14 protein-coding genes and 1 tRNA gene are annotated in these 24469 nt (G+C 59.5%); 8 read left to right on the plus strand and 7 right to left on the minus strand.

The window, feature by feature from the left end:
• Positions 1–315: 315 nt before the first annotated feature.
• A complete protein-coding gene (locus ACSC1W_RS16395) occupies positions 316–1167 on the minus strand; it encodes a class I SAM-dependent methyltransferase (protein ID WP_435348704.1) in 852 nt (283 codons plus the stop codon).
• 234 nt (positions 1168–1401) lie between these two features.
• Between ACSC1W_RS16395 and ACSC1W_RS16400 the strand changes: the two genes are divergently transcribed.
• Together ACSC1W_RS16400 and ACSC1W_RS16405 are read left to right on the plus strand one after the other, a co-directional pair.
• Complete coding sequence (locus ACSC1W_RS16400; protein ID WP_435348669.1) at positions 1402–1725, plus strand: outer membrane protein assembly factor BamB family protein; 324 nt, start codon at positions 1402–1404, stop codon at positions 1723–1725.
• Positions 1726–2778: 1053 nt separating this feature from the next.
• Positions 2779–4038: an RNA-guided endonuclease InsQ/TnpB family protein gene (locus ACSC1W_RS16405; protein ID WP_435348670.1), complete on the plus strand. Its 1260-nt coding sequence runs from the start codon at positions 2779–2781 to the stop codon at positions 4036–4038.
• A gap of 364 nt (positions 4039–4402) precedes the next feature.
• Here the strand turns inward: ACSC1W_RS16405 and ACSC1W_RS16410 are convergent, their stop codons facing one another.
• The 3 genes from ACSC1W_RS16410 to ACSC1W_RS16420 all read right to left on the minus strand — a co-directional run bounded on the left by ACSC1W_RS16410 (position 4403) and on the right by ACSC1W_RS16420 (position 13643).
• Positions 4403–4723 (minus strand): MarR family transcriptional regulator, encoded by a 321-nt coding sequence (locus tag ACSC1W_RS16410; protein ID WP_435348671.1) that lies wholly within the window; start codon positions 4721–4723, stop codon positions 4403–4405.
• A gap of 651 nt (positions 4724–5374) precedes the next feature.
• Entirely contained in the window at positions 5375–9967 is a 4593-nt protein-coding gene (locus ACSC1W_RS16415) for a multicopper oxidase domain-containing protein (protein ID WP_435348673.1), read from the minus strand.
• 334 nt (positions 9968–10301) lie between these two features.
• On the minus strand, positions 10302–13643 hold the full coding sequence (locus tag ACSC1W_RS16420; RefSeq protein ID WP_435348675.1) for a PAS domain S-box protein: 3342 nt from the start codon (positions 13641–13643) through the stop codon (positions 10302–10304).
• Positions 13644–13798: 155 nt separating this feature from the next.
• Here ACSC1W_RS16420 and ACSC1W_RS16425 point away from each other — a divergent pair, with 155 nt between their 5' ends.
• The 5 genes from ACSC1W_RS16425 (at position 13799) to ACSC1W_RS16445 (ending at position 20723) form a co-directional block, all read left to right on the plus strand.
• Positions 13799–14632 (plus strand): homing endonuclease associated repeat-containing protein, encoded by an 834-nt coding sequence (locus ACSC1W_RS16425; RefSeq protein ID WP_435348676.1) that lies wholly within the window; start codon positions 13799–13801, stop codon positions 14630–14632.
• A gap of 26 nt (positions 14633–14658) precedes the next feature.
• Positions 14659–14731 (plus strand) — tRNA-Gln (locus tag ACSC1W_RS16430).
• Between the two features lie 493 nt (positions 14732–15224).
• Entirely contained in the window at positions 15225–16643 is a 1419-nt protein-coding gene (locus tag ACSC1W_RS16435) for an ATP-binding protein (RefSeq protein WP_435348677.1), read from the plus strand.
• A gap of 3 nt (positions 16644–16646) precedes the next feature.
• A complete protein-coding gene (locus ACSC1W_RS16440) occupies positions 16647–17333 on the plus strand; it encodes a hypothetical protein (RefSeq protein WP_435348678.1) in 687 nt (228 codons plus the stop codon).
• 6 nt (positions 17334–17339) lie between these two features.
• Positions 17340–20723, plus strand: a complete 3384-nt coding sequence (locus ACSC1W_RS16445; protein WP_435348679.1) for a helicase-related protein — start codon at positions 17340–17342, stop codon at positions 20721–20723.
• A 268-nt stretch (positions 20724–20991) separates the two neighbouring features.
• On the opposite strand, the gene ACSC1W_RS16450 is transcribed toward ACSC1W_RS16445, so the two are convergent.
• The 3 genes from ACSC1W_RS16450 to ACSC1W_RS16460 are packed head-to-tail and all read right to left on the minus strand — an operon-like array spanning position 20992 to position 23705.
• On the minus strand, positions 20992–21489 hold the full coding sequence (locus ACSC1W_RS16450) for a hypothetical protein (protein ID WP_435348680.1): 498 nt from the start codon (positions 21487–21489) through the stop codon (positions 20992–20994).
• 45 nt (positions 21490–21534) lie between these two features.
• Positions 21535–23265, minus strand: coding sequence for an ATP-binding protein (locus ACSC1W_RS16455; RefSeq protein WP_435348681.1), 1731 nt, complete (start codon positions 23263–23265; stop codon positions 21535–21537).
• Positions 23266–23267: 2 nt separating this feature from the next.
• Positions 23268–23705 carry a hypothetical protein gene (locus tag ACSC1W_RS16460; RefSeq protein WP_435348682.1) on the minus strand — a complete coding sequence of 146 codons (438 nt, stop codon included), beginning with the start codon at positions 23703–23705 and terminating at the stop codon, positions 23268–23270.
• An 84-nt stretch (positions 23706–23789) separates the two neighbouring features.
• On the opposite strand from ACSC1W_RS16460, the gene ACSC1W_RS16465 reads away from it, so the two are divergent.
• Positions 23790–24431 (plus strand): HhH-GPD family protein, encoded by a 642-nt coding sequence (locus ACSC1W_RS16465; RefSeq protein ID WP_435348683.1) that lies wholly within the window; start codon positions 23790–23792, stop codon positions 24429–24431.
• The last annotated feature ends 38 nt before the right edge of the window (positions 24432–24469 follow it).

Below are 24469 nucleotides of genomic sequence, written 5' to 3' on the forward strand. Positions count from 1 at the left end.
CAGGCCGAGTGCCTCGGGGTCGTGCGGAAGATCTTCGATCTTCCGTGATGACGAGAGACCTACGGTCTCTCGAACCACTTGACCCCGAGGCGGTTCACGATCGCCGAGGCAGACAGGACTGTACTGGGCGGACCCTGCCACTCTCGAATCGAAGCGGGACCCCACTGCATTCGTACTGTAAGTTCGACACGGGGCGTCCGAACGACTCGGGTCCGGTCAGGAATGCGGTGACCGACTCGGAGGATGAATCCATCACAAAGAGGGTAACAGCAGGAAGGAAGTCGACCCCTTTCCTCGACGTGAGGGTGCTGGATTTCAGCGAGGCGCGGTTTCTCTCGGCTCACGACGGGCTATCGCTACGTAGGTCTCGATCGGGAAAACGATTCCACGATCATCTGTGTACTCCTCGAGTTCCGTTTCGAGGTCCTCGATTATTGCACTTCGGACGCTCGAGGTCGCTTCAGCCAGGTGGCCGGCCAGCGGCGAACTCGCAGCCTCACGTCGGAGAAACTCCTCGGCCGAGGGATACCGCAGGCTTCGAATGTCGATCAGAATCGTCACCGCTCGAAAGTCAGCGTCTTCGATGAGCGCGCGAATCGCAGTAGCACCCCAGTCCGGGAAGGGCGATCGCATCGTTTCAGCCGCCTCTTCACTCACGTGCGTTGCGAGCGCATCCGCCAGCACGACGTACGGGTGATTGAACTCGAGTGAGCGCAAGACGCCCACGACCAGTCGTCCACCCGGCGAGAGGACTCGATGCATCTCACGTAGAGCGGCCGCGGGGTCGGGGACGAACTGTAACGCCTGTTGACAGAACACGACATCGAACGATTCGTCGCCGAACGGTACGTCGGTCGCATCCCCTAGACGCCACTCGATTGCCGGTCGAACCTCACTCGAAGTTTCTCTGGCTACGTCGAGCATCGCTTCGTTGATGTCGAGTCCGACTACGACACCGTCATCACGGACCTGCGACGCTGCGCGCCGCGCCACGATACCGGTCCCACACCCGACGTCCAACACGCGTTCGCCGGGATGTAGATCCGCATACTCGACGAGGAGATCAGCCCAGGGGGCGAAGAGTGCTGGAACCAGGTAGCGTTCGTATGCTTCGGGGCCACTGTCGGCTAACTGCCATCCATCTGATCCGTGTTCTCTACCGGACATGACTGTCACCAGCTTCGTCGACGACGACGAGGACTACCCACTATACGCGTTTGAGCAGCATGAACCTATGGGAACGACGGGGTAGTGTACAGGATCTGATGGAGGGTGGAGCGTCGTACGCGACTCGCGCCGCGTATCTTGCACGCTTCAAATCACCTGCGGAAGGTATGTGAGAAACAGCGTGCTGCATACAGAGAACGGATTCGGTACGACCAGCGACGTTCGGCACGGGACGTGGTCGGTATCTACCCCGCCGATGGCCCCGTCTTCGTTGGAAGTCTCGATACGAACCTGTACGCATTGGACGCCGGAACCGGCGACGAACGGTGGCACTTCGAAGCCGACGAATTGCTCTACTCGTCGCCGACGGTGGCCGACGGCACCGTCTTCGTCGGGAGTTTTGACAACAACCTGTACGCATTAGATGTAGATGGCGACGGTTCTCCGCGCTCCGACGACGGGGTACTGGACGTCGGTGTTCCTGGCCTCCTCGCCGGAGCCGGTACAGTAGGCGGCCTCTCGATTGCAGCAGGCTACCTCTTGGATCGTCGACGCTGAGTCGGATCACCATCAGGCGCCCGGAGCAGAGCTCTGGCGGGTCTTCACCAGGCGACGTCCGACACATGCTGACTACGCTCGCTCTATGCAGCACAGGCTCAGATACCGATCACCAGCTGGAGGTTTCAGCGTGCAGTCCTCAGCCCACCGTTCCACACTCAGATTTCACCCCATCGAAGCCACGTCAGCGGCGCATCGAGTCGCTCGACCCTTCTCTGTCGTTCCACAATCGGTGAAATCACCCGCAAGAACGGCTGTAACCCGAGTGTGTATCCGATTGTGGAAGCCAAACGAACCCGGAATCGGGCCGAGTCCTCGAGTGCCGAACTGCGTCGTGAACGTGTCTCCCGTCCGGTTTCGACCGTTCGGCCGACGTCGGTGCGACCTGCAAGCCGACCAGCGAACGTCCTGCAGAACAAAACCACACGACGGGAGCCGATTGTGGAACATTGGTGGGTCGACTCGATTCCCAGGCAAGCGGGAATCGTCGAGAGGCTCCTCTCCTCGATTAGCCCCCTGTGAATGTTCTCTGTGCGTATTTCGGCCGAATCGCGAGTTCGTCGCTCCGCAGCTTGTCGCTCCCTCTCGGGTCCACAATCGGTCTTCACACTCGTCCACAGCCGCTCTTGCGGGTGGTTTCACCGATTGTGGAACCGCACAGCTCGCGCGAGCGGTGTCGTGGAGCGCGCTCGTGCGGCCAAACTGGATCTCGTCGGTTGTGGAAGATTGGTCGTGTATCCGTCACGATGACCGGACTACACTCGCTCGGACTGGTCGAGATCCTGGCGACCAGACCTGTGGTGCTGGTTTGGGGAGAGAACAGCGGGTTCATAATCGGGGTTTGCCCCATCGAAGGCCAGAGACAGGGTTTAAGAGCGTCTCGCCGGTTTTCAGCATTTTTCGAGGTGGAGCCTCCGGCCTCACGGAGCGACCGAAGCGTAGTGAAGGGAGCGAGTAGGCCGGAGAGGAACCCGACATGGGACGACACAACCGGCACACTGCGACGGCCCGACTCCCGAATGTTTAATAATCATCGAGAACACATATGAAAATATGGAGGTCCGGCGTACCGCCCCCGTCAAACTCGTCGTTCCCGACGAGCGCCGCGACGACCTCCACGAATCTGCCCAGCAGTTCCTTCACTGCGCCAACCGTGCCGCAGAGTTCTGTTGGTCCGACGACTCGTACACCGAGTGCGTCACATCCAACACGACCGCACGGGACGCACTGTACGACGACCTCCGCGAGGAAACCAACCTCACCGCGAACCTCGTCCAGGAAGCCATCCGACGCGCTGTGCACGCAACCAAAGGGTGCGTCGAACGGTGGAAGAACGGCAAGCGCGTGAGTCAACCGGAGTTCACGTCCTGGAGTATGCTCTACGACAAACGGAGTGCCACGTTCTATCGGAACGAAGTCTCGCTCTCGACTGTCAACGGTCGCGTCGAGTGTGACTTCGAACTCCCATCGGACAGCCCGACGCCCTACGAACGGTACGTGCTATCCGAGGAGTTCGAGTTCCGGGCGAGTACGCTCCAGTACGACGCAGTGGACGACGAGTTCTACTTCCACATCACCACACGGAAGGACGACTCCGAAGGAGACGGCGGTGACCACCCAGAGGGTTCGGCAGATACCGGGCACCAAACAGTCCTCGGTATCGACCTCGGCGTCAACAGTCTCGCCGTCTCCTCCACCGGGCGCTTCTGGCAGGGGGACGACTACGACCACTGGTGTCGTGAGTTCGAGAAGCGACGTGGTGAGATGCAACAGCGCGGCACCCAGGCCGCCCACAACGCCCTGCTTCGGCTCGGCAAGCGCGAAGACGCGTGGCGGAAACAGTACATCCACACCGTCGCTAACGAACTCGTTTCGGAAGCCGTCGAGCACGACTGCGACGGTATCGTGTTCGAGGACTTGACCGACATTCGAGAGCGGCTACCGAACGCGACGTGGCATCACGTCTGGGCGTTCCGACGCCTCTACGAGTACGTCTCGTACAAAGGCCCCGAACGTGGTGTCTCCGTGGAGCAAGTCGAGCCGAACTACACGTCCCAGCGCTGTTCTCGGACGGACTGTGGGTCCACGCACGAGGACAACCGTCACGGGGAACACTTCGAGTGCCAGAAGTGCGGGTACGAGGTGAACGCGGATTACAACGGCGCGAAGAACATCGGGCTACGGTACGCCCAGAAGCGCCGACACAGACTCCGTTCCTCGCCCAAGTCGGGGGGCGGAGACGCACCAGTAGACGTGCGTATGAATGGTGGGACGGTGAACGGCGAGAGTCACCGGCCGATTGCTGGCGACTGATCGCCGGGAGTCCACACCAAAGCCACCGAAAGGCGAAGCCTTTCGAGGCCTCGATAGAGCAGCGCTCTATCGGCGGCCCCACCCTCGAGGACCGAGGCGCGTCGCGCCGAGGGAGTAGGGTGGGGTAGTTTACCGTCACAACCACCCACGGAGAAACGTAGCTCTTTCTGGGAACTCCGCCACGGACGAAGTCTTCAGCAGAGAGTTCGATTGCCTCCGGACGCTGGGTCGTCGTCACTGCCGCGGCCAAGCACTCGTTCTGGTCGAATGGGTGTGTTTGGTCACTGAGAACGAGCCACGGACGAGCAGAGTGAGGACCGACCAAGTCTGGACCTTTGACGACGCTTCCACGCTCCACTCCCATCTATATGTCCTCGCCGTAGTAGTCGTCAGTGACCGATGCTGATCCTGCATCCGCCCCTGCTCGATACGCTGCCACTCGATCATCTTCTGCAATCGCCCAGTACCGACCCTTATGCTCGACGGCATCTCGATCTTCGAGTCGCGACAGCACTGCACCGACGCTCCCACGCTTGATTCCCGTTACCTCCGCGATCTCCGTCTGCGTGAACGCCTGCTCCGAGTTACTCCCGAGGAACGTGAGGACCTCGTCCATCTGTGTTCCCGCAGTGATCTGGAGGCTCTCGTCCGACCGCTCGTTGAACTCGTCGATACTGATCGGCATGTGTTGTACTTTGTAATAGAGCGTAATAAGTCGTTTTACTCTGCAATAGAACGTACTCGACGTAATGCCGTCGAACTGCCTACCGAGTGAGTCCCACCACCTGGCCAGTGCTACCCTCGTCGATGGTCCTATATCGGTGTCTGTGCGGGGTGGTTGCAGCTACTACCGGAGGATTTTCAGATTATGAATCGGTCGAGAGTCGTCTAGCGCGCCTCTCGGCGTGTTTCGGCGGGTGAGAGCCGTTCTGGCCGATTATGAATCCGGTGTCGTGTCGACCCTCGTCCACCGCCCCCACCCGAGTTTACGTCTTCGGACGCCGCGGCAGTCGACTCTCTCGTGTGGTTCTTCGGTGCTAGACACGGTTCCCTGGTTGGCCGTGATGCGTCCGTCCGAACCACCGAAACTGCAGTACTGAAACCGATTATGAAGATCCGGGTTCGCTGTGGTACCGTCGGTTCCCCCTCGTCGGTGTGAACCACGTCGTCCGTTCGACCAGTCCGCGAACTGTCTCCGGTGGCTCCTCGCTTGCCACCAATCGTTTCCAGCTTCTGGCGCAGGCCAGTTTATCCGTCGGCACGACCGACCGATGACGACCGTGTTGGGATGCACCCCTGAACCGCGAAACGAAGAGATGAGAGCCGGTCGAGGCCGTTACAGCAGGCTGCCACCCAGGTCGTCGACGATCTGCGCCAGGGTCTTCGTGGTCCGTTTCCCGATACCGCTCAGCGGTGCGATCCTGTTAGCCCGGGAGTTGGTCGTCGAACGGACGAACGCGGCGAGCTCGGAGTCGGGTTCCTGCTCGAGGAGGTCCGCCAGGACGGTCCCCTCGAGGACGATGTTGACGTCGGTCTCGGTGTGGACGACGAGGTCGGACATCGCCAGGGTCGACTCGTTGACCAGCGAGACGTCGGCTCCAGCGCCCTCGTTGGCGTACTGGTTGAGTAGCTGCGCGTCGGCGTTCGAGAGGTCGGTGACCTGGTCGGCGGTCGTGTCGGTGAACAGGTAGACGCCCCCGGCGCCGACGGCGCCGATGGCGCTGGCCGAGACGCCGACGACGGTGTCGAGTTCCGCGTTGGTGGTGACGTACCCCTCGACGACGGTGTATCCGGGACGGTCCCGGAGCGGCACGTCGTCGGCTCGGTCCGGGAGCGGTTGCGGATCGGCCGCATCGTCGTCGTTGCCGTCAGTGACGCGGACCATCCCCCACATCCCCGACTCGAGCCTGCGCCGCTGCTTGGCGTCGGCGTAGAGGTAGTCGCCCGGGTTTGCTGCGGTCCCCCCGAGGAGGTCGAACGTCTCGGACTTGCCAGGTGTGAGGTCCGCGTCGACGCCGGTGATCGGCGACTCCGCGACGCCCTGGTAGCGCTGCCACTGGTGGCCCGCGAGGTGGAACGTGACCGACCGCGCCTTGTCCGCGACGCAGGCGACCCGGAAGCGCGAGGGGTCGTTCGCGAACGCTTCGAGGATCGGCGTGTTCGGGTCGCCGTGGACGTCGGAGCTGAACACCCTGTGCTGGGCGTCGTCGTCATCGAAGCGGTACCGGAACGGCTCCGAGCGGTAGTTGATAGCGCCGTAGCCGTGGTCCTCGTCCTCGCCGAGCTGGTTCGGCGGATCGTCGAGACTGCCGTCCTCGCCCGGCGGCACGATGGGCTGGTCCGGGTTGTGACGGTTCAGGATGAACTGCGAGTCGGCGAATAGTAGTGATGTCTGGCGGTAGTCCGCTTCGGTCCCCTGGGTCTTGACCAGATTCGTGAACGCGTCGGGCGTGGGCTCCGCGGTCACGGCGTCGAGCGCGATCGAGTCTCTCTCCTTGACGATCAACTGGCCGAAGGCGCCGTGGTGGCGGTTGCTCCGGATGTCCGCCGCGTCGGTCAACAGAACCGTCCCCAGGTCGCCGTCGGCGTACCACTCGTAGGTGACCGTCTCGCCTCGGCCGACGGTCGTGTCGTAGTTGAAGCCGACCGCGGAGCCGTCGGACGTGTTCGTGTCGTAGCGGACCTGGTTCGGGTGCAGCGAGATCCGGTGTGATCGCTTCCAGTCCTGGCGCACGCGCATCAGCGGGTGCTCGTCGTCGTTGTTCAGGTCCCAGGGCAGGTCGTTGGTGAGGTTCACCCTGACGACGTCGCCCTCGTTGGCGTGCAGCGTCAGCGGTTGTGGGTCGCGGTCACCGTTGCGGACCTCGTCGACGTACCGGTCGAGGACGAAGACGACGCCCTTCGGGTCGTGGTCGCCGTGGTCGTTGTAGGGAATCTCCGTCTCGATTGCGGTGACGTCGTATTCCCGCACCCTCACGTCGGAGCTGTCGACCAGGTCGTCGAGTCCCGGATCGAGCAGGTCGTCGGGCGTCTGCGCCGGTTCGCCGCCGACGTTCGAGTTCTGCCGGGCGTTCTTGTCCGGCGGGGTCTTCCGGTCGGTGTCGTCCGGGTGGTAGTAGTGTTTCGCCCACTGCCCCTCCTCGGTCCAGTCGAAGTCCGAGAACTGCGAGGGATGGCCCATCGCCTCGAGCTGGTCGTCGGTGACCGCGGCGGCCGGGGAGCCGTGATCCGGCAGGGGCCTCAGGTGGCTGACCGTACCGCCCCAGGTCCGAACGAGCCCCCACATGCCCGCCCAGAGGTCGTCGACGATGGTCGAGCCGTACCGGTAATCCCGCACCGGCACGCCGTCGGGGTTCGGCACCTTGTCGAAGTCGTTCTGCAGGGTCTCGGGGTCGACGTCGAAGGTGAACGCCTGCGAGGGACCGATCATGTGGGAGACGTAGTCGTCCGGGGCGAATCCCTCGGGGTCCATCCGGAGGCCGTGGACGGCGAAGTTGTGCAGCTCCTCGTAGGCGCCCTGGAGGACGCGGAACTTGATCGGGTCGCCCTCGTAGGTCTCCAGTACGGGCGTCGGCGGGTCGCCGTGAGTTTGCGAACTGTGGACGTACGCGGGATCCGCGTCGTCGCGGTTGTAGTAGGGCGCGTTCCGGAGGTTGACCGCCATCGTCCCGGCGTTGACGTTGTGCTCTTCTTCCTGGACGACGAACTCGCCGTCGGGCTTTCGCAGGGGGACGAAGTCGTGGAGGAAGAGCGCCTGCTCGCGGAAGTCGTCCTCGTCGGAGTCGTCGGGCGTGATGATGTTCGCCTGGGCGCCGCTGAACGCCGGGTCGCCCGAGTAGGGATCGACCCACTCCGACCCCTCGGGTTCGACCAGCAGGGCGTTGAACATCCCGTGCTGGCCTTCCTTCAGCGCGATGATGTGGTCGTGGAAGTAGATCGTTCCACGTTCGTCGGCGTACCACTGGTACTCGTGCGTCTCGCCGTAGTCGGTTCCCTGGTAGTAGTTGTAGCAGTTCCCGAGCGAATCCGACCCGAGCACGTCGAACCCGACGAAGTGCGGGTGGATGGACGCCCCGGCGCCGTCGACCTCGTTCTTCAGCCTGACTTTGATCAGGTCGCCGACGTTGGCCCGCAGGAAGAGCGGCTCGGGGTTGAGGTCACCGTTACGAACCTGTTCTGCGTTGTTGACCGTCACGGGGCCGTCTGTCACGCCCGGGACGTTCGCCTCTTCCAGAACGTAGACGATCCCGTCGGGGTCGTGTTCGCCCGAGTCGTTGTACGCGACCTGGGCCGACATGGCGACGATGGTGTACTCGATGACCCGGTTCGGCGTTTCACCGTCGGGAACCGGACTCGTGTAGGGGGCGCCGGGTTCGATGTCGTCGCCGAGCGCCTCCTTCTCGGCCGCGGTCGGCTGTCGCGGGTCGTCGACCGACTGTAGTGGCGGTTCGGGCGCGATGTAGCCCTTCGGATCGTCGACGCCGTTTACCTTCTCGATCGCATCGCCGATGAACTCGGGGAAGCCGGGCGTGTTCGAGTCCGCCGAGATGAGTTCGCTGGAGTTGGGCAGCGGCTGGAGGAAGTCCCGCTCCTTGTCGTGGACGCGCATGGTCCCCCACATCCCCTCGGCGTAGTGAGGGAACATGTGACAGTGGAAGAGCACGTCTCCGGCGCCCTCGTGCATGTAGCCACCCCCGCCGTTCTCGAACGCCTCTTCGAAGGTCATGTCCGGTCGGACCGACCCCGGGCCGTGACCCGCGACGAAGTACGACTGGAAGGCGTCGCCGAGGCCGATCGTCTGGGCGTCGATCGTGTCGGCATCAGTTCGCGGCACCTGCTTCCAGCGGCTGTTGTGGATGTGGTGAGTGTGGTTTTCCTCCTGGGAGGCGCCGACGAAGCAGAACTTGACGGGGTCGCCCTTGTACACGTCGTAGATGTTGTCACCCCCTCCCGGGTCGCCGTGGGTCCAGGAGTGATAGAACGTCTTCTCGGTGTTGCAGTCCGGACAGTTGTCGTTGACTCGCTGCCCGCTGGGATCGGAGCGGTAGTTGATCGCGTGTGGATGCTGTTCCGTGTCGCTGTGTGGCCAGGTGATGTCGGGATACAGGCCAGACGGCGAGTGGTAGAAGACGACGAACTCGCGGTAACTCGTCTCCAGGGCGTCGGGGTCCTGAATATCCGCCCGGACGCCGCTGCGGAGTTCCTCGCCCGTCTCGGGGTCGGTCCAGGTCGCGCCCGGCGGTTCGACGACGATCGCGCCGAACAGCCCTCGCGAGAGGAGGTTCACCTGGTCGACGTCGCCGGGTGCGCTGTCGAGCGCCTGGTTGGCGCCGTCGTAGAAGAAGTGCGTCCCGATGTTGGCCGCTTCCCAGGTGTAGGTGACCGTTTCGCCGGGAGCCGCCGTCGTGTCCGCGTTGTAGCCGACCGACATGCCGTCCGACGTCTGCACGTCGTAGGGCAGGCCGGTCTGGTGCATCGAGGCGGGTTCGTCGAGGTGGTTGTGGAACTCGATCTCGACGGTGTCGCCCCTGTTCGCACGGATCACGAGCGGCTCGATGGCGCCCGCAGCGGAGCTGCTGGACCCACCCTCCTCGATCATCGCGAACCCGTCGTCGGGTGTCTTCCCGGACGCTGCTCTGGCTTCCTCGAGATTCTCCTCGAGGACGTACATCGCGCCGTTGGGCTGGTGCAGATCGAACCGGTTGTAGACGATGTCTACCTCGATCGCGTGGACGGTGAACGTGCGGTCCGTTCCGGTGGTGCTGGTGCTGCTAATGCTGTCCTGCTCGGTCGCACTTACTTCGGTCTCGGCCGCACTTACCTCGTTCAGCAGGAAGTCCGACATCGACACCATGCCGAGTCCCTGAATGAACGTCCGTCGTTTCGTTTGCAGTCCGCCTGCCGTCTGGTTGTTCTCTTCGTCGACCATCGACCGACTGTGGATATTCTATCTGGAAATACATTGACTCAAAATAGGCAGGTTCGGGTTAATTAATAGTTATAAATCCACACAATCCGTTGTGAGTACTGGATATTAGCTTTCGAAACACCAACGATTGCTTCGAGATATAGCGGCAACAGTTGGCGTGAAGTGAACCACAATGCGGACACCGAGTCGGAGACCGCTGACCGGATGGTAGCTCACGCCGCCGACGACGGTCGCGACGATACCTCGAAGCGTCGTGCCCATCGATGGAGTTCTCGACGCGTTTGCTGTGACTAAGCAAGTCGGTACGTGCCGTGGACAGGTTTGTCGGTGCTTTCTAGCTCTGTTCGTCAAAAACGGTTGTGAGGAGTTTGTTCTGGGCTTTTCGGAGGTGCTGATGGAACGTTGACGAGCTGACCCCAATGGAGTCAGCTACCTCCTCGCCGGAACTCTCGCGTGGCCACTCGAAGTACCCCCCACGGTACGCCGTTTCGATTGCGGTACGCTGGCGATCCGTGAACTTCTCGTCGAGCGTTCGCTCGAGGTGCATTGCTAATGCCCCAGAACGCTGTTTCTGTCGCCGAGTCAGCAGCTCGAGTCCGGGGTACAACTCCTGAATCGCCTCGCTGACGTGACGGACATCAGTATTTGGTGCAAGGTGGATCTTCATGGAGAAGTCGCCGTCTTCGAGCCTCGCCTCGTCGACGTAGCCGCCGCGGGCTGCCACAAGCGAGATTACGGGAGGCTCGGTTAGTTCGATCTCGAAGCGCGTCTCGTTACCGTCGGTCCAGAGAACGTTCACCGACTCCCAGTGGGGGAACGAGTCTGCGTCGACTACCCCTTCGACTGTCGCCATTGCGTCGCCCGTGGCAGTGCCGTACTCGAGGTACGATCCGTCGCCGATCGGAATCGTCCGGTCGAGTGTAACCGTTCCGTCCGCAGAGACAGGCAGGTCGAGCGTCTCAAATATGTCTGTTACCTGGAACTCGAGCTCGACGACTTCGTCGCTCATCAGCGCCTGCTTGCGCTCGACTGACGCGATCGCGTGGCCGACGATCTCGCCGAGTTGGCCGATCACCTCACGTTCCTCGGTTGCGAACCCACCGGGTCGTGCAGCATAGACGTTGAGCACGCCATAGAGTGAGCCCTCGTGAACGATGGGAATCGCTGCAGACGACCGATAGCCCAGCTCACGAGCGTGGTCGTGCCAGGGTTCGTACGTCGGGTCGGTACGAACGTTCTGGCAGACCTGGATTTCAGCAGTCTGGAGCGCCCGGCCGGTGGGACCCGCGCTCCGGGGATCGTCAGAGTCGACGGTGATGATCACGTCGTCGAGGTACCCCTCCACACCGGCTTCACATCTGAGTTCGACCGACTCCGTGACGGGGTCGATGTCGCCGATCCACGCGAACTCGTAGGAGTCCGCGTTTGCGAGCGCATCGACGACCAGTTGCTCGATCTCTTCTCGTGTCGATTGCTCGATCACCGCCTCGTTGATTTTCCTGACGACCCCATTGAGGTTGTCGAGTGCGACCAGTTGCTCGCGCTGGCGTTCGAGTTCGCGCTCACGCTCCTTGCGCTCGGTGACGTCGCGCACGACCCCGATGCGCTCGTACCCGTCGTCGGTCGGCATCAGCGCGAACGTCGCCTCCCCAGTCAGTGAGTCGCCGTCTTCGGTCCCGATCTCCGCTTCGAGGGACGCCGTCGCTCGCCGGTTAGCCGCCAGCTCGTCCTCGAGGCCCTGTGCCTCCCGAAGGACGTCCTCGCCGACGACTTTCGAGACGTGGTCGCCGACGAGTTCCTCGCGAGTAAACCCGACCATCGATTCGTAGGCCCCGTTGACCTCGGTGAAGCAGCCGTCCTGATCGACGACGTAGATGCCGTCGTCGACAGTCTCGACGATCGTCTCGTACCGCTCGAGTTCGCGCTCGCGTTCCTTGCGCTCAGTGACGTCACGGAAGTAGACCGACAGACCCGTCTCGGAGGGGTAAAGTGCGTTCTCGAACCACGCATCCAGGGGTCCGTAGTAGTCCTCGACGAAGACCGGTTCCTGTCCCTCGAGGGCCTCCTGGAGCGCGGCAGCGAAACGGTCGGTGAGGGTGATTGCTTCGTGAACGTCCTGCCCGAGCACGTCTGACTCGTCGACCCCGAGGAGCGACTCGGCACGGTCGTTGACGTAGGTGAACCGGAGGGCCTCGTCCAGTCCGTAGAAGCCGTCGGAGATGCGGCCGAACACGTCCTCGAGTTCCGATTCGAGTTCGTCACGCTGGCGTTCGAGACGTCGGGCCTGTTCTTTGAGTTGGGTGATATCCTCACCGGCCGTGACGACTCGCTCGATATCGCCTGTCTCCCCTTCTAGCGGAGCGACGTTCACCGACAACCAGCGTCGTTCGCCGTCGGATCCCCGGATTTGACACTGCCAGTCGAGCACTGCTTCGCCGGTCTCGAACGCCTGTCTATATGGCCGTTCAGCTGGAGGTACCGGATTGCCGTCGAGGTCGTATATCTGCCGTTCCTCCGCCACGGAGGGGTTGTTCTCGTCATCGGTGATAGCGAGGATTTCTGTCGCACGTTCGTTTGCACGAACGAGTTCCCCAGCGGACGTGAGTACACCAATACCAACGGGAGCTGTCTCCAGAACGCTCTCGATCAGATTCCGCTCGCGGCGGAGTTGCTGTTCGTGCTCGCGGCGATCGGTCATATCCCGGACGACCGTTGCATAGCCCCGGAGGTCTCCATGGTCGTCATAGAGAGCGGTGATCGTGACGTTCGCCCAGAACGTCGAGCCATCAGCCCGGACGCGCCACCCGTCGTCCTCGACTACGCCCTCGGCCGCGGCGGTCGCGAGATGGTCCTCGGGGACGTTGGCCGCACGTTCCTCGCCGGTGTAGAACGTCGACACGTGCTCTCCCTCGATGTCCTCGAACTCGTGGCCCTTGATCCGTGTCGCACCTCTGTTCCAGGTCTGGACGTGCCCGTCGGAGTCGAGCATGAAGATTGCGCACTTCTCGGTCGCCTCGACGAGCGAACGGAACTGCTGCTCCCGTTCGATCGCCGCTCGTTTCGCCTGCTCCGCCTCGGTGATGTCAGTTATGACACCCTCCAAGACAGTGCTCGTATCGCCCACTTCGCCGACCGCGTAACCGCGTTCGCGAACACGGCGAATCTCTCCGTCGGGGGCCTGGATGCGGTACTCCACGGTGAACCGACCCTCCTCGTCGAGTTGGGTATCCACCTCCTCCTGGAGCGTGTCCCGGTCGTCAGGGTGAACGATGTCGGTACCCCAGCTAACCTCACCTGACGTCACCTCATCCGGTTCGTAACCCGTGATATCGGTGACGGCCTCGTTGACGAACGACATCGACCAGCCAGGCTCGTTCCGGCGACGGTACACTATCCCCGGCACGTTGTCGACAAGTCGCGAGAGCATGCGTCCGGAGTCGTCGTAGCCGCCCCCATCGGTTGACGGAGGTCGCCACCAGACTCGACCGCGAGCACCGACCTTCTTCGTTTCAATACAGTCTCGATCGACGAGACGCTCGAGACGCTCGTACGTGGCTCGTCTGCCCAGGTCGAGACGTTCAGCGACTTCGCTAGTCGTTCGGGGCGTCCACGCTTCTGGGCCGTCGAAGAGTTCGAGGGTCTCTCGAAGACTGTCGGTCAACGGTTCCGTGCTCATCTCCCTGTGCCTTGTGGTCCACCCTGATTATCATTCCGTTAACGGAGGCGGTCGGGCGACGACCACTTCGACACCCTCGAACGTGTGAGTCTCTGTAGCACATCTGGATCACCGCGTGCGGCCACGGCCAGTTTATCCGTCGGCACGAACGACCGATGACGACCGAAAAAGAATGCATCGAAACACTGCGTGAAGCAGCGTCGACGCTCGGAGAGTCACCGACCAAAGCAGCCTACGAAGAGCTGGGGCTCCGGCCCGCGTCGGCGACGATTATTCGAACCATGGGCGGGTGGAACGACGCGAAGGAGGCGGCCGGGCTGGAGACGAATCCTTCGTCCGGGACGAGAGTCGGCTCGAAGCCAGACGATCTGCCCGACGACGTCGACGAAGCCTGGGAATCCCTCTCCGTGGACCAGCGCTGGCACTACCGGAATCGGGAGTGGAACACCGAACGGACGCTCGAACGCCGTGCGTCGCTCCGTCGGTGGATTCACGAGATGAAACGCGGGAGTGACGGCTGTGATCGGTGTGACGTGTCCAGTCCCCTCTGCCTCGACTTCCACCACCGTGAGGAGCACGAGAAGGAGATGGCCGTGAACAAGATGGTGCCGTCCGGGTATTCGAAAGCCGACATTCGCGCCGAAATCGAGAAGTGTGTCCTCCTCTGTGCGAACTGCCACGCTCGCGAACACACTGCTGCAATCGACCCCTCCGCAGAGCAACGAACGAAGGAGGAGCGCCTCCGTGCCTGGACCCGAGCGTACAAGCGGGAGCGTGGCTGCAGTCGTTGCCACGAAAACGATCCGCGCTGTCTCCAGTTCCACCACGTCGAGGAGAAGACCCTCGGCGTCGGGGCGATGATCGCGAACAGCTATGCCGAATCGGCGGTCCGAGACGAGGTCGAGAAGTGCGAGATACTCTGTGCGAACTGCCACCGTCAGGAGCACCTCGATGCGCCGACGGATGGAGGAGAAAACGACAGGATTTAGTAAGCCAGTCTCTTCCGTTCGAGTGAAGTCCTGTGGTGTAGTGGCCAATCATGAAGCCTTCTGGGGGCTTCGACGGAGGTTCGAATCCTCCCAGGACTACTCCTTCGGACGGCGAAATTCTTCGAGCGGTGCGTGTCGTCCTCAGGTGATTTGCGAGAGATTCTGCGACGAATGGCGACCTCGTGGCCATCCCCACGACAATTCCCGACTCCGAACAGTCACTCAAGTTCGTCGTGAGGCTTCTTCATGGTGAACACTTGGTCAGTCCCGGCGTGTCGATGTTGAACTGGTGTGGGGGAGTCGTCGTCGCGTAGGTTTTCTCAGCACGAGGTTCGCCTTCGGGAGGGTCGTTCAGGGCGGCCCAATCGGCTTCCCGGTCTGCTCGCTCACCATCTATCCAAAGACCATGATTGGACAATGTTGGAAGTTCCAAGGCTAAAACCCCGCTCTTCATGATAGGAAGGATGTCATTCGGTCCGTGAACCGAGTCGACCTGTGTGATATTGGAAGGTAGAATTATATGTGCCCGAGATAAAAATCGAATGACATGCCTAAGCGTCGTACAGTATCTATTAGTCCAGACCCAACATTGATGGAGGACATCGGGGCGGCCAGTTTCACTGTTGCTGAAGCCATCATCGAACTTGTCGCGAATAGTATAGACGCCAAGGTAGAGGAATCGGATATCGAAATCGATATTTTCATCGATTCTTCGGAAATCAGAGTCCTTGATGATGCGAAGGGAATGACAGACGAAGTCCTTGCTCAAGCCGTACGCCTCGGAGTCAAGATGGACCAAGAGGATGGCTCATCCGAGGACAGAAAGGGGATGTTCGGGCTCGGAATGAAGACGGCATGCGCGAGCCTGGGCCAACGGTGGTCTGTCACGACCCGTCCAATCGAGGAGGATAAGGAGTACTTCATCGAATTCGACCTCAAAGAATGGTCGGATAGAGCTGGTGACCCCGACTTCGAGTGGTCGATTGATATCGAGGAGCGGGAACCGGATGAAGATGGTGTATTGGGGCGGCGGGACCACGGGACCGCGATTGTAATCAAGGAACTACGAGATTACAACCCATTGGCAGGTCCGGTGCTGGACAAGTTGGGACGAGCATATAAGGGTCACATCGAGTCTGGCGATCGAATCAAGGTGAACGGTGAACCGGCACAGCCACCTGAGTACGATTTCATCGAGGGGTCCAAGGTCGAGATTGACACCACCTGTGGTGATGAGGAACACCGAATCTATGGATGGGTCGCGCTAGATACTCAAACCCACAATGATGATTACTTCGGTTTGAACCTCTATCGGAAGGGACAACTCATCGAGGCCTGGAACAAGGAATGGTTCAAGGTCCACCTCATGACGTCCAGAATCATTGGTGAGATTCACCTTGATTTCGTCCCCCCAAATTTCTACAAGCGTGGATTCGAGCACCAATCTGATGAATGGAAGATGGTCTCGAAGAAGATGGAAGGGGTGCTCGAACCGGTCGTCAAGGCTTCGCGGGAAGCGAGCCGGGGAAAAGACCCTCAGAAGTTCAGGAAGGCAGCAAGGGGACTGCAGAAGGCGATGGGGTCGAGTGAAGACGTCGCAGAAAACTCGGATGGCGAGGATGATTCAGATGTCGACGAATCCACCGGGGACGAAGATGGTGGAGTGGACGATGAGGATGCGGGTTCTAGCAGGGAAGATGACGAACAGATTCAGGTCGAAGCCAAGACCATCGTGGTGAACGGAAAGGAAATCGAACTCTCGTACGAGATGGCCGAGATACCGGATGAGCAGTTACCATGGGACTACATCTATGATGACTCGACGGATGAACTTCAGGCGATACTCAACACTGGTTCCCGACTACTGAGTGAATCATCCGATCACGAGATGCTGGGAACGTTAGCCTTGGCAGACTGTGTCGCCGCATTCCTGACCGATGAGATGGCGTACGACCCCGCCGATGCACGTCGTATCCGTAACCGGTGGCTCTTCAGGACGATGGGTGAGTGAAGGATGAGCGAGAACGATAATTTCGATATACCTGATGAGACAAGAGGGCAAGAAGCCGAGGAGGGGTCTTCCATGCTGAATCTTGTCGATGCCTGGGACTCTTCGCGTGAACCGTTCGACGAGTGGGTCCAATCGGTTTCGAGAGCATACTACGAGAGTGAATTTGGTATCGAATCGGCTGCGAAGCTGTTAGATACTAGTTCCGGCGAACTGGCTGCTGTGCTCAATCTAGCCACGATGGAAGATGAGGCACTAGAACTCCTCGCAGAGGATGTCCCACCGAAGACGACTTGGTTCACCTTCGCGGGAGCTTCGGTGGGCGAAATCGAGGCTGGATTGGATGCTCTCGAGGAGATGTCAGAAGATGAGTCGCCTCATTCCGTGGTGAAGACCGCGGTCCTCGAGGTTCGTGGACCGACACCAGAGCAGCAAGTCTCTGAGCTCCCGGGTGAAGTGTTCTTCCATCTCTCGACCAAGGCGAAGCAGTACGAATTGCTATCCGGGAAGGCACGGAAGTTCCTTTACCAGATGGGGATGGTGCGATCAAACGACGGTGAGATGTCCCCGAAACAGGCGGACTGGGCTCATGATCTCCTCGAGGAGATGGCTGACCAGGGAGCCATCAAACGAGAGTCCCCAGACGATGATCAGGAAATCTGCAATCAGGTTCTGGATGCACTTGGCTGGTGATATCCGATGTCTGAAAAAACGGGTGAGGCGCTACAGGATTTCGATTTCGATGTCCTTTACGAAGGGTGGGGGATGGATGTGCGCAATCGGTTCGTCGAACCTGCCCTGAGTCGCTCTGAGAGGTACGATCGATTGACCGGCTACTTCACGCTACACTCCTTGCTCGCGGTAGCCGAAGGCATCGATAAACTCTGGCGTCAAGGTGGTCGGATGCGGTTGGTCATCGGAATCCACGATATCCCTCCCGACGTTCTCAAGGTCAGACAGCTGGACGAAGACGACGTCGGGAGCGTCATCGAGGCTGTCAGGAATCGATTGCTCGACGAAGTATCGACCATCGACAAAGAGTTCCAACGGGATAGACTCGCCACGCTGGCGTGGATGATGCAAGATGGATTGCTCCAGATTCGCGTAGCTTGTCCCGTAGCACATGACAGACTACCGGATGAAGGCATCTTTCACAAGAAGCGGTTGATATTCCGAGATAGCGAGGACAACATCCTTGTCGGGGTCGGTAGTCCCAACGAGACTGCTGCTGGATTCCAGGAGAACATCGAGGAACTGACGGTCTTCAGGAACTGGAACGAGGGACAACGCCCCCTCGTAGAGCGCCATGTAGAGAGCTTCGATACGATTTGGAACAACGGACAAGAGTACATCGAGGTCGTCGATATCGATGATTCCTTCGCCGACGAGCTTCTCAACCGACTCGGTTCGCCGGACAGACCTGCAGCCATCCCAGAGGTATCGGTCGTGGATGTAGATGACATCTTGGAGACGGCGAAAAGAAGTCCGGCGTACTCAATCCTTTCGTTCGAAGGGGTCGGACTGTATCCTCACCAGGAGCGCGTGTTCGTAGAGGCATTGAGCAGATGGCCTGTCCGTGCATTGCTTGCTGATGAGGTAGGGCTCGGGAAGACGTTGGAAGCCGGCGCGATACTGGCCTACCTTCTCGAATATGGGGGAGTCGATGAGGTGACCATCCTCGCTCCGGCGAACCTCCTCAATCAGTGGCAAGAAGAATTGTCCGTCCATTTCGGGCTCGAATTCTGGCGATGGGACTCCACCGACCGGTGCTATGTATCACCGGAGGGTAATCGATGGGAGGGGTCTCTGAACGGCAGTCCTGTCGGGCCCCAGGCTCCGTCGAAGGTCTTGATATCGGCACAGCTGGCCCGCGGAACGAGGAAGAGGGGGCACATCTTCCAAGATACTGACCGGAGACCTGAGGTTCTGATGGTCGACGAAGCGCATGCAGCAAGAGTGCGCCCAACGCTCGACGGTTCGTTCCGACCCACGAGGCTCTGGCGGACTCTCGCTGATATCGTCGACCAGATTCCCCATCTGCTATTGATGACAGCGACGCCTCTGCAGACGAACTTGGAGGAGTACCATGCTTTGCTCGAGTTGCTGGGACTTCCGGAACCGTGGCAGGATTTGGGTGCGTATAAAAGGTCGCTAGAGATTCTATCCAAGGGAGACGGTGCAAGCTCTCTTCGGAACGCGCAATGGATGTTGAAGCTAATCGGGTCGAGTTCGACCGAGATGGACTACGAGCCGTCGGGCCTCACACCTGCCCAAGAGGAGATACTGGCGATTGCCAAAGATTGTGATGGCAATCCTTCCTTCACCGAGGCGAACAAGGTACTGGGAGATTGGCAGGCTGCGTATCAGCTCCTCGTTCTACTCCATCCCGCGCACATGCTTACATTGCGAAATAGTCGAACGTCACTCGTAGAACGCGGATATCGATTTCCCGAGCGTCGGTTCGAATCACCTGCTATCGATATCCCGGAGCCGGTAGCACGATTCTACGACGGGCTCCATGAGTACCTGTGGGATGCGTATGGACAGGTAGAGAAGGCCGCGGACCCAGATAGTGAAATCAGTCTCGGGTTCGCGAAAAGTTCATACCATCAGCGCACGGCTTCGAGTTTGAATTCTGCGATACGGAGCCTGGAGAATCGCCTCGAGAAAATCGAGAAGATGGCCGCAGGAGACGATGCCGACGAGGACATCCTCACCTCGGAATTCGAGGAGCCCGATGTCGAGGAGGATGAAGAATCGTCATTGGAAGATATCGATACTGAAAAGCGGAAACTCGAACGGGCGAAGAGTATCGAAACCACATATATCAAGGACCTGCTCGGTCGGTTGGAGGGGACCAGCGAACAGAATCACATCCAAGATCCGAAAATAGATGCGATGCTTCGACTTCTCAAGGAGCATCTCCCTGCTGATGGAATCTTGATATTCTCGAGGTACACCGACACCATCGACGCCTGTCTGGATGCATTCAAAAAGAAACAACCGTGCGATTCGGGTGTCGGGTTCGGCATGTACACCGGAGATGAAGCATGGATATCCGTCGCAGGAAAGCGGACCGACGCGACCAAACAGGACGTGAAGAACGCTCTCGAAGATGAAGAGATAAAGGTAGTCTTCTGTTCAGAAGCAGCGGCCGAGGGCCTGAATCTTCAGGCAGCAAGGGTTATGATAAACATCGATGTCCCTTGGAACCCCGCGAAACTGGAGCAACGAATCGGTCGTATCGCTCGGCTTGGCCAATCCGCAGATGAGGTCCTCATCTACAATCTCTGGTATCCCGAGAGTGTCGAAGCTAAGATGTATACTCGCTTGACAGAGCGAAAGGACCTGTACGATGTCGCAGTCGGTCAATCACCCGACATCGTGAGTGACGCGATTCGTTCACAGGTTTCCAGAGGTCGGTCAGGAGAGGCGGTGGATACGGAAAACGCCCTCGAGGAACTAGGCGAGATTCGTAAGAGTCTCCAACATGATGCCATCCAGAGAGTTTGGGGCCCACTGGACGATTCGATACCACTTTCGACGAAGACTCGAAGGGAGTTCATACAGATACTGGCCCGAATTGCGCCGGATGCTGTACTCGAGGAGGACGGGTCTGGGAGACGGTTGGTTGTCGAGGACTCCGATGGGAATTATGTCGAAGCTAGCTCTCAGCCAGAGGACCGGTCGATTCTGACACTGGGCCACGAAATCTTCCATATATTGACCGGGGTGACAGGATATCTCCAAGATGGCGTCGACCTGCTAGTCGTCGAAGATGCTGACAGCAATAGACCAATCGGATTCTGTCTCGCGAGAGAAGATTCACTCGCGATGATTCCGACTGCTGCCCTTCCCTCGCTGATTGGTATTCTGATGGGAGAAGAATCTATCGACGATTTATTAGAGGAGGAGGAATGGTTAGCACGGGACGAGGTCGATCTCGAATCTGAAACCCGTATCAAGGCAAGATGGCTCCCTGAACACTGTGAGATGACCGTCCCGTTCGAAGGGCCGGCTCCCGATGATGGGGAATCACCCCCGCCATTTTGGACCAGGGACCTCCGATTGAGAGAACTGTAGGTGAATCGTGACTAAAATCATGGACTCTCATCATAACCGTCGTTCTGAGTGCTCTAGGTAGTAGGAGGTAGCAGGAGGAAATTGTTTTCATAGCCATATCTGCATCTCCTTCAGAGATGACACCTTAACCGACTGGACTGCCTCGTTATTGTCTACTGTTAGTTGTGAGTGAATCGTTGGCTTCGCGCTAGGCTCTCTTCTTCACGACGTCGTATGTTCGGACAAGCTCTCGACTCCGTCGGTTAATCGAGACACTCGAATAAGAGTATCATGACCTTTCAGTGTCGGCCTCGTCTTCGATTTCTTCGACCACCTCGACCACGTGCTTCTCAGCAGTCTTGGAGATGCGTGTCGAGCGATAGGAGTTCGACTGCTTCCGAATCGAATCTTGGAGTTCATGCCTTCGCTTGCAATCGATTGTCCGAAGCCTCTCCATCCCACCCTCGATTTCATTCGCCTCGCTTACTAGGTTCTCGTATTCGAGGATTTGCGCGCTTCGGGGAGTTTCGCCGAAGATGGGTAGGCGGTGATTGTTCTCCCGTGTATCCTCAACCTGCTCTTTCAGTTCGTCGAACGACGGATTCTGTCCCGGATTGCGTTCGTTCACCGAATCGAAAATCTGTCCCGCTCTGTCCAATGGCTGCACGGCAAGGTCGTTCTGCAAGGACCGGGGCTTCTGTTCGTGATTGATTCGCTCCGTAACGAGTGTGGCAAGGACCCGTTCCCACTCGTGGTGACGGACCCTAATTCGCTCGTCGAAATCCACCAGTCCGAATCCTTCAATAAGTGGAAACTCCAGTCCTTCTTATACCTAATCGTCACCCGCAATCGGGTCTCGAATCTCCTTCATCGCCTCGTCAACCGTGTCAGGTGTCTGATCGAGGAACACCCGAAGCGCGGTCGACCATTCAGTCCGCCACTCGTTGAGGTAGCGCTGCATCTCCTCCTTGTCGGAGTAGTAGTCCTCGGCGTGGGCAGCGGACATCAGGAGCAAATCAAGATGGATGCGCTCCTGGGAGTTCTGCGTCGCCTTCTCGTAGACGTCGAAGAACTCGTGGCCGTCGTTCAGTATGACTCTTGTCTGCTTCCCCTTCTTCTCCACCTCGTAGAACTGACCGCTCGGCAGGGTGTCGTAGGTAATCTTGAAGGGGTATTCCATGTAGCCCCTGTACTCCTTCTTGATTCGGTCCTTCTCCTCCTCCTTCTCCTCGTCGTCGAGCGAATCGTCGTTCTCGATTTCCTGAATCTTCTCCTCTTTCTCTTTCTCCAGTTCCTCCTCCAGCTCCTCCTCCTCGTCCTCGTCGAGTTTCTCCCGGCTCTTCAGGAGCCTGTCGGCGTCCTCGGCAATCTCTTCCGTCAGGGTCTGGTCCTGGTCTCGCGACTCCTTCTCTGCCTTCGCCTCGAGTTCGCTGATGAGATTACGGGTTCGGTTGTGTATCTGGTTCGGGATGTTGTCGATCGAGTCATTGAGCTTGTCCCGCATCTCCTGCTTCAGTGAGAACTTGCTCTTGTTCGTCGTGATGCCGAAGTAGTAGTCCAGTTCGGGGGGGAACTCGATTTCCCCTCGGAAGTAGTTCTTATCGGCGTGTCGCGTGAATAGGCCGAAGGAGAGGCCTCCGCCGATTTCTCGTCCGTTTCTCACGAGGTAGAAGCCCTGGTTCTCCTCCGTTAGACCTACTTTGCCCATCCAGCTCCCGCTCCAGTCCTCCTTCTTCCTGATTGCCTCGACGTCGAGCCAGGCGATACGCACCTTCACGGTGTACTCGTCGTCGAGATGTTCCTCGTTCGGTTCCATCTCGAACGAGTCCTCGTAGTAGAGATCGTCGACCGTCGGGATGTCGTACGGGTTGTACGCATCCCCCCATCTGTAGAGTGGATCGTACGGCTGTAGCTCCTTTCCGTTGACCGTGATGGTTCGTCCCCCTCGGAGGTACTGCCGGTACACTCTGGACAGCTCTTTCACCAGCGCGTTCCGTGCGTCCCCCGCACGGGTGTAGTCCGCTCGATCGGCTTCCTCGAAGACGACGAGCGTACCGGACTCCTTGTCGGGGTTCTCGATGTCGAGATGGTCGTCGAACTCCCTATATTCGGAGTCGGGCGGTGTCGTATCGCCAGAAGAGTCCATCTCCTCCAGATCCACTTCGGTGAACCGCCAGTCGTCCTCGTCGGGACGCTTGGTCCAGACTCGGGTCAGATTCGACTGACAGGTCGCAGAGGAGCTGAGCCCCCAGCCGAACTTCCCGATTTCGACATCTCTGTCCTTCTGCCGACCGCCGAAGGACAGTACGTAGGGGAGGCCGTCGTACTCCTCGCCGTCGTGCTCTATCGTCTGTCTGATGCCTATTCCGTCGTCCTCGACGTATATCCTGAGGTTCTCGCCGTTCTTCCCGACCTTGACGTGAATCTCCTCGGCTTCGGCGTCGATGCTGTTGTCGACCAGCTCCGACACCGCCTCCACTGTTCCGATTCCTAGGTCTCTCGCGCCCATCAGGAACGTCTCGTCACCTGCGAACGACCGGACCTTACCGAAGTTCTCGCTCATGTTTAGTGTTGTATCTCCGCGAAGTTCAGTTTCATCTGGCAGTACGGGCATTGGTAGGCGATGAGGCGTGGACGGGCGGGGTGAATCTCGTTCTCCATCTTCTCGCCCTGGAGGTGCCACTCCCGGCACTCCAGTTGGTAGGCACGCTGTATGTTCTCGGTCACGACGGGAGAGAACCGGTTCACCCCCTCGTAATCTCGAGCGTGGTCGAGGAGACGGGACTGGAGATTCCTGTCCGAACGACCGAAGTACATCGGCCAGAACTGTCCATCCACGACGTTGCCGAGCCTATAGAACCCGACTGCGTCTTGCGGTACTACGTCACGAACCTTCTCGGGAGTGAGTTCGAAGTGCGCTTGCATTTTGCTCTCCGCACCACTTTCCCGGAGCGCGCTTTGGCCCCGGATGAGGTGGGTGCTTGCTAGCCACCTAGAGGTCATCCTATTTAAACTTCTGGGATAGGTAGGCAAGGCGTACGAGTCTCAGTACGCCTGTTTAAATAGCGAGAGGTGCCAATCCCGGACATGGGGCTCGAACATGGTCGCAGGTTCCGCGAGGATTTGATGGAGTGGACAGACGTGAATATGAGGGAGTTCCCCTGGCGAGATGACGGTTTATCGTTCTACGACGTGTTCATCGCCGAGTTCTTCCTGGCTAGAACGAGGGCTGATGTGGTCGAAGGGGTGTATCCGGAGTTCCTGTCTCGGTTCCCGGACTTCGAGGCGATTTCGAAGGCCTCTCACGAGGAGATCGTCGAAGTGATTCAGCCCATGGGGTTGCAGAACCGTCGTGCGGATGCGCTTAAGCAGATGGCCGACCGGTTGCGGGAGGAGGGACTCCCAAGGAACGAGGAGCTCCTGCTCGAACTCCCACGCGTGGGACAGTACGCGACGAACGCGACCCTCTGCTTCGCGGAGAACGAGCCGAGGCCGATCGTCGACACCAACATCGACAGGATATTCGGCCGGATACTCGGAGACGAGTGGCCGGAAGACCGAGACGAACAGATCAAGCTGTTGGACGAGCTGGTCCCGTCAGACAGTGGCCGACTCTACAACCTCGGACTGTTGGACTTCGGAGCGTTGGTCTGTACGGCGAGGTCGCCTCGCTGCGAGGAGTGTTTCGCCAGAGACTACTGTCGGTACTACAACGAGGGTGACAGATGAATGGGTCCCGGGCCAGAGGTATGACGCAGATCCGAAGG

Source organism: Haloarchaeobius marinus, from assembly GCF_051207415.1.
In the GTDB taxonomy this organism is placed as follows: domain Archaea; phylum Halobacteriota; class Halobacteria; order Halobacteriales; family Natrialbaceae; genus Haloarchaeobius.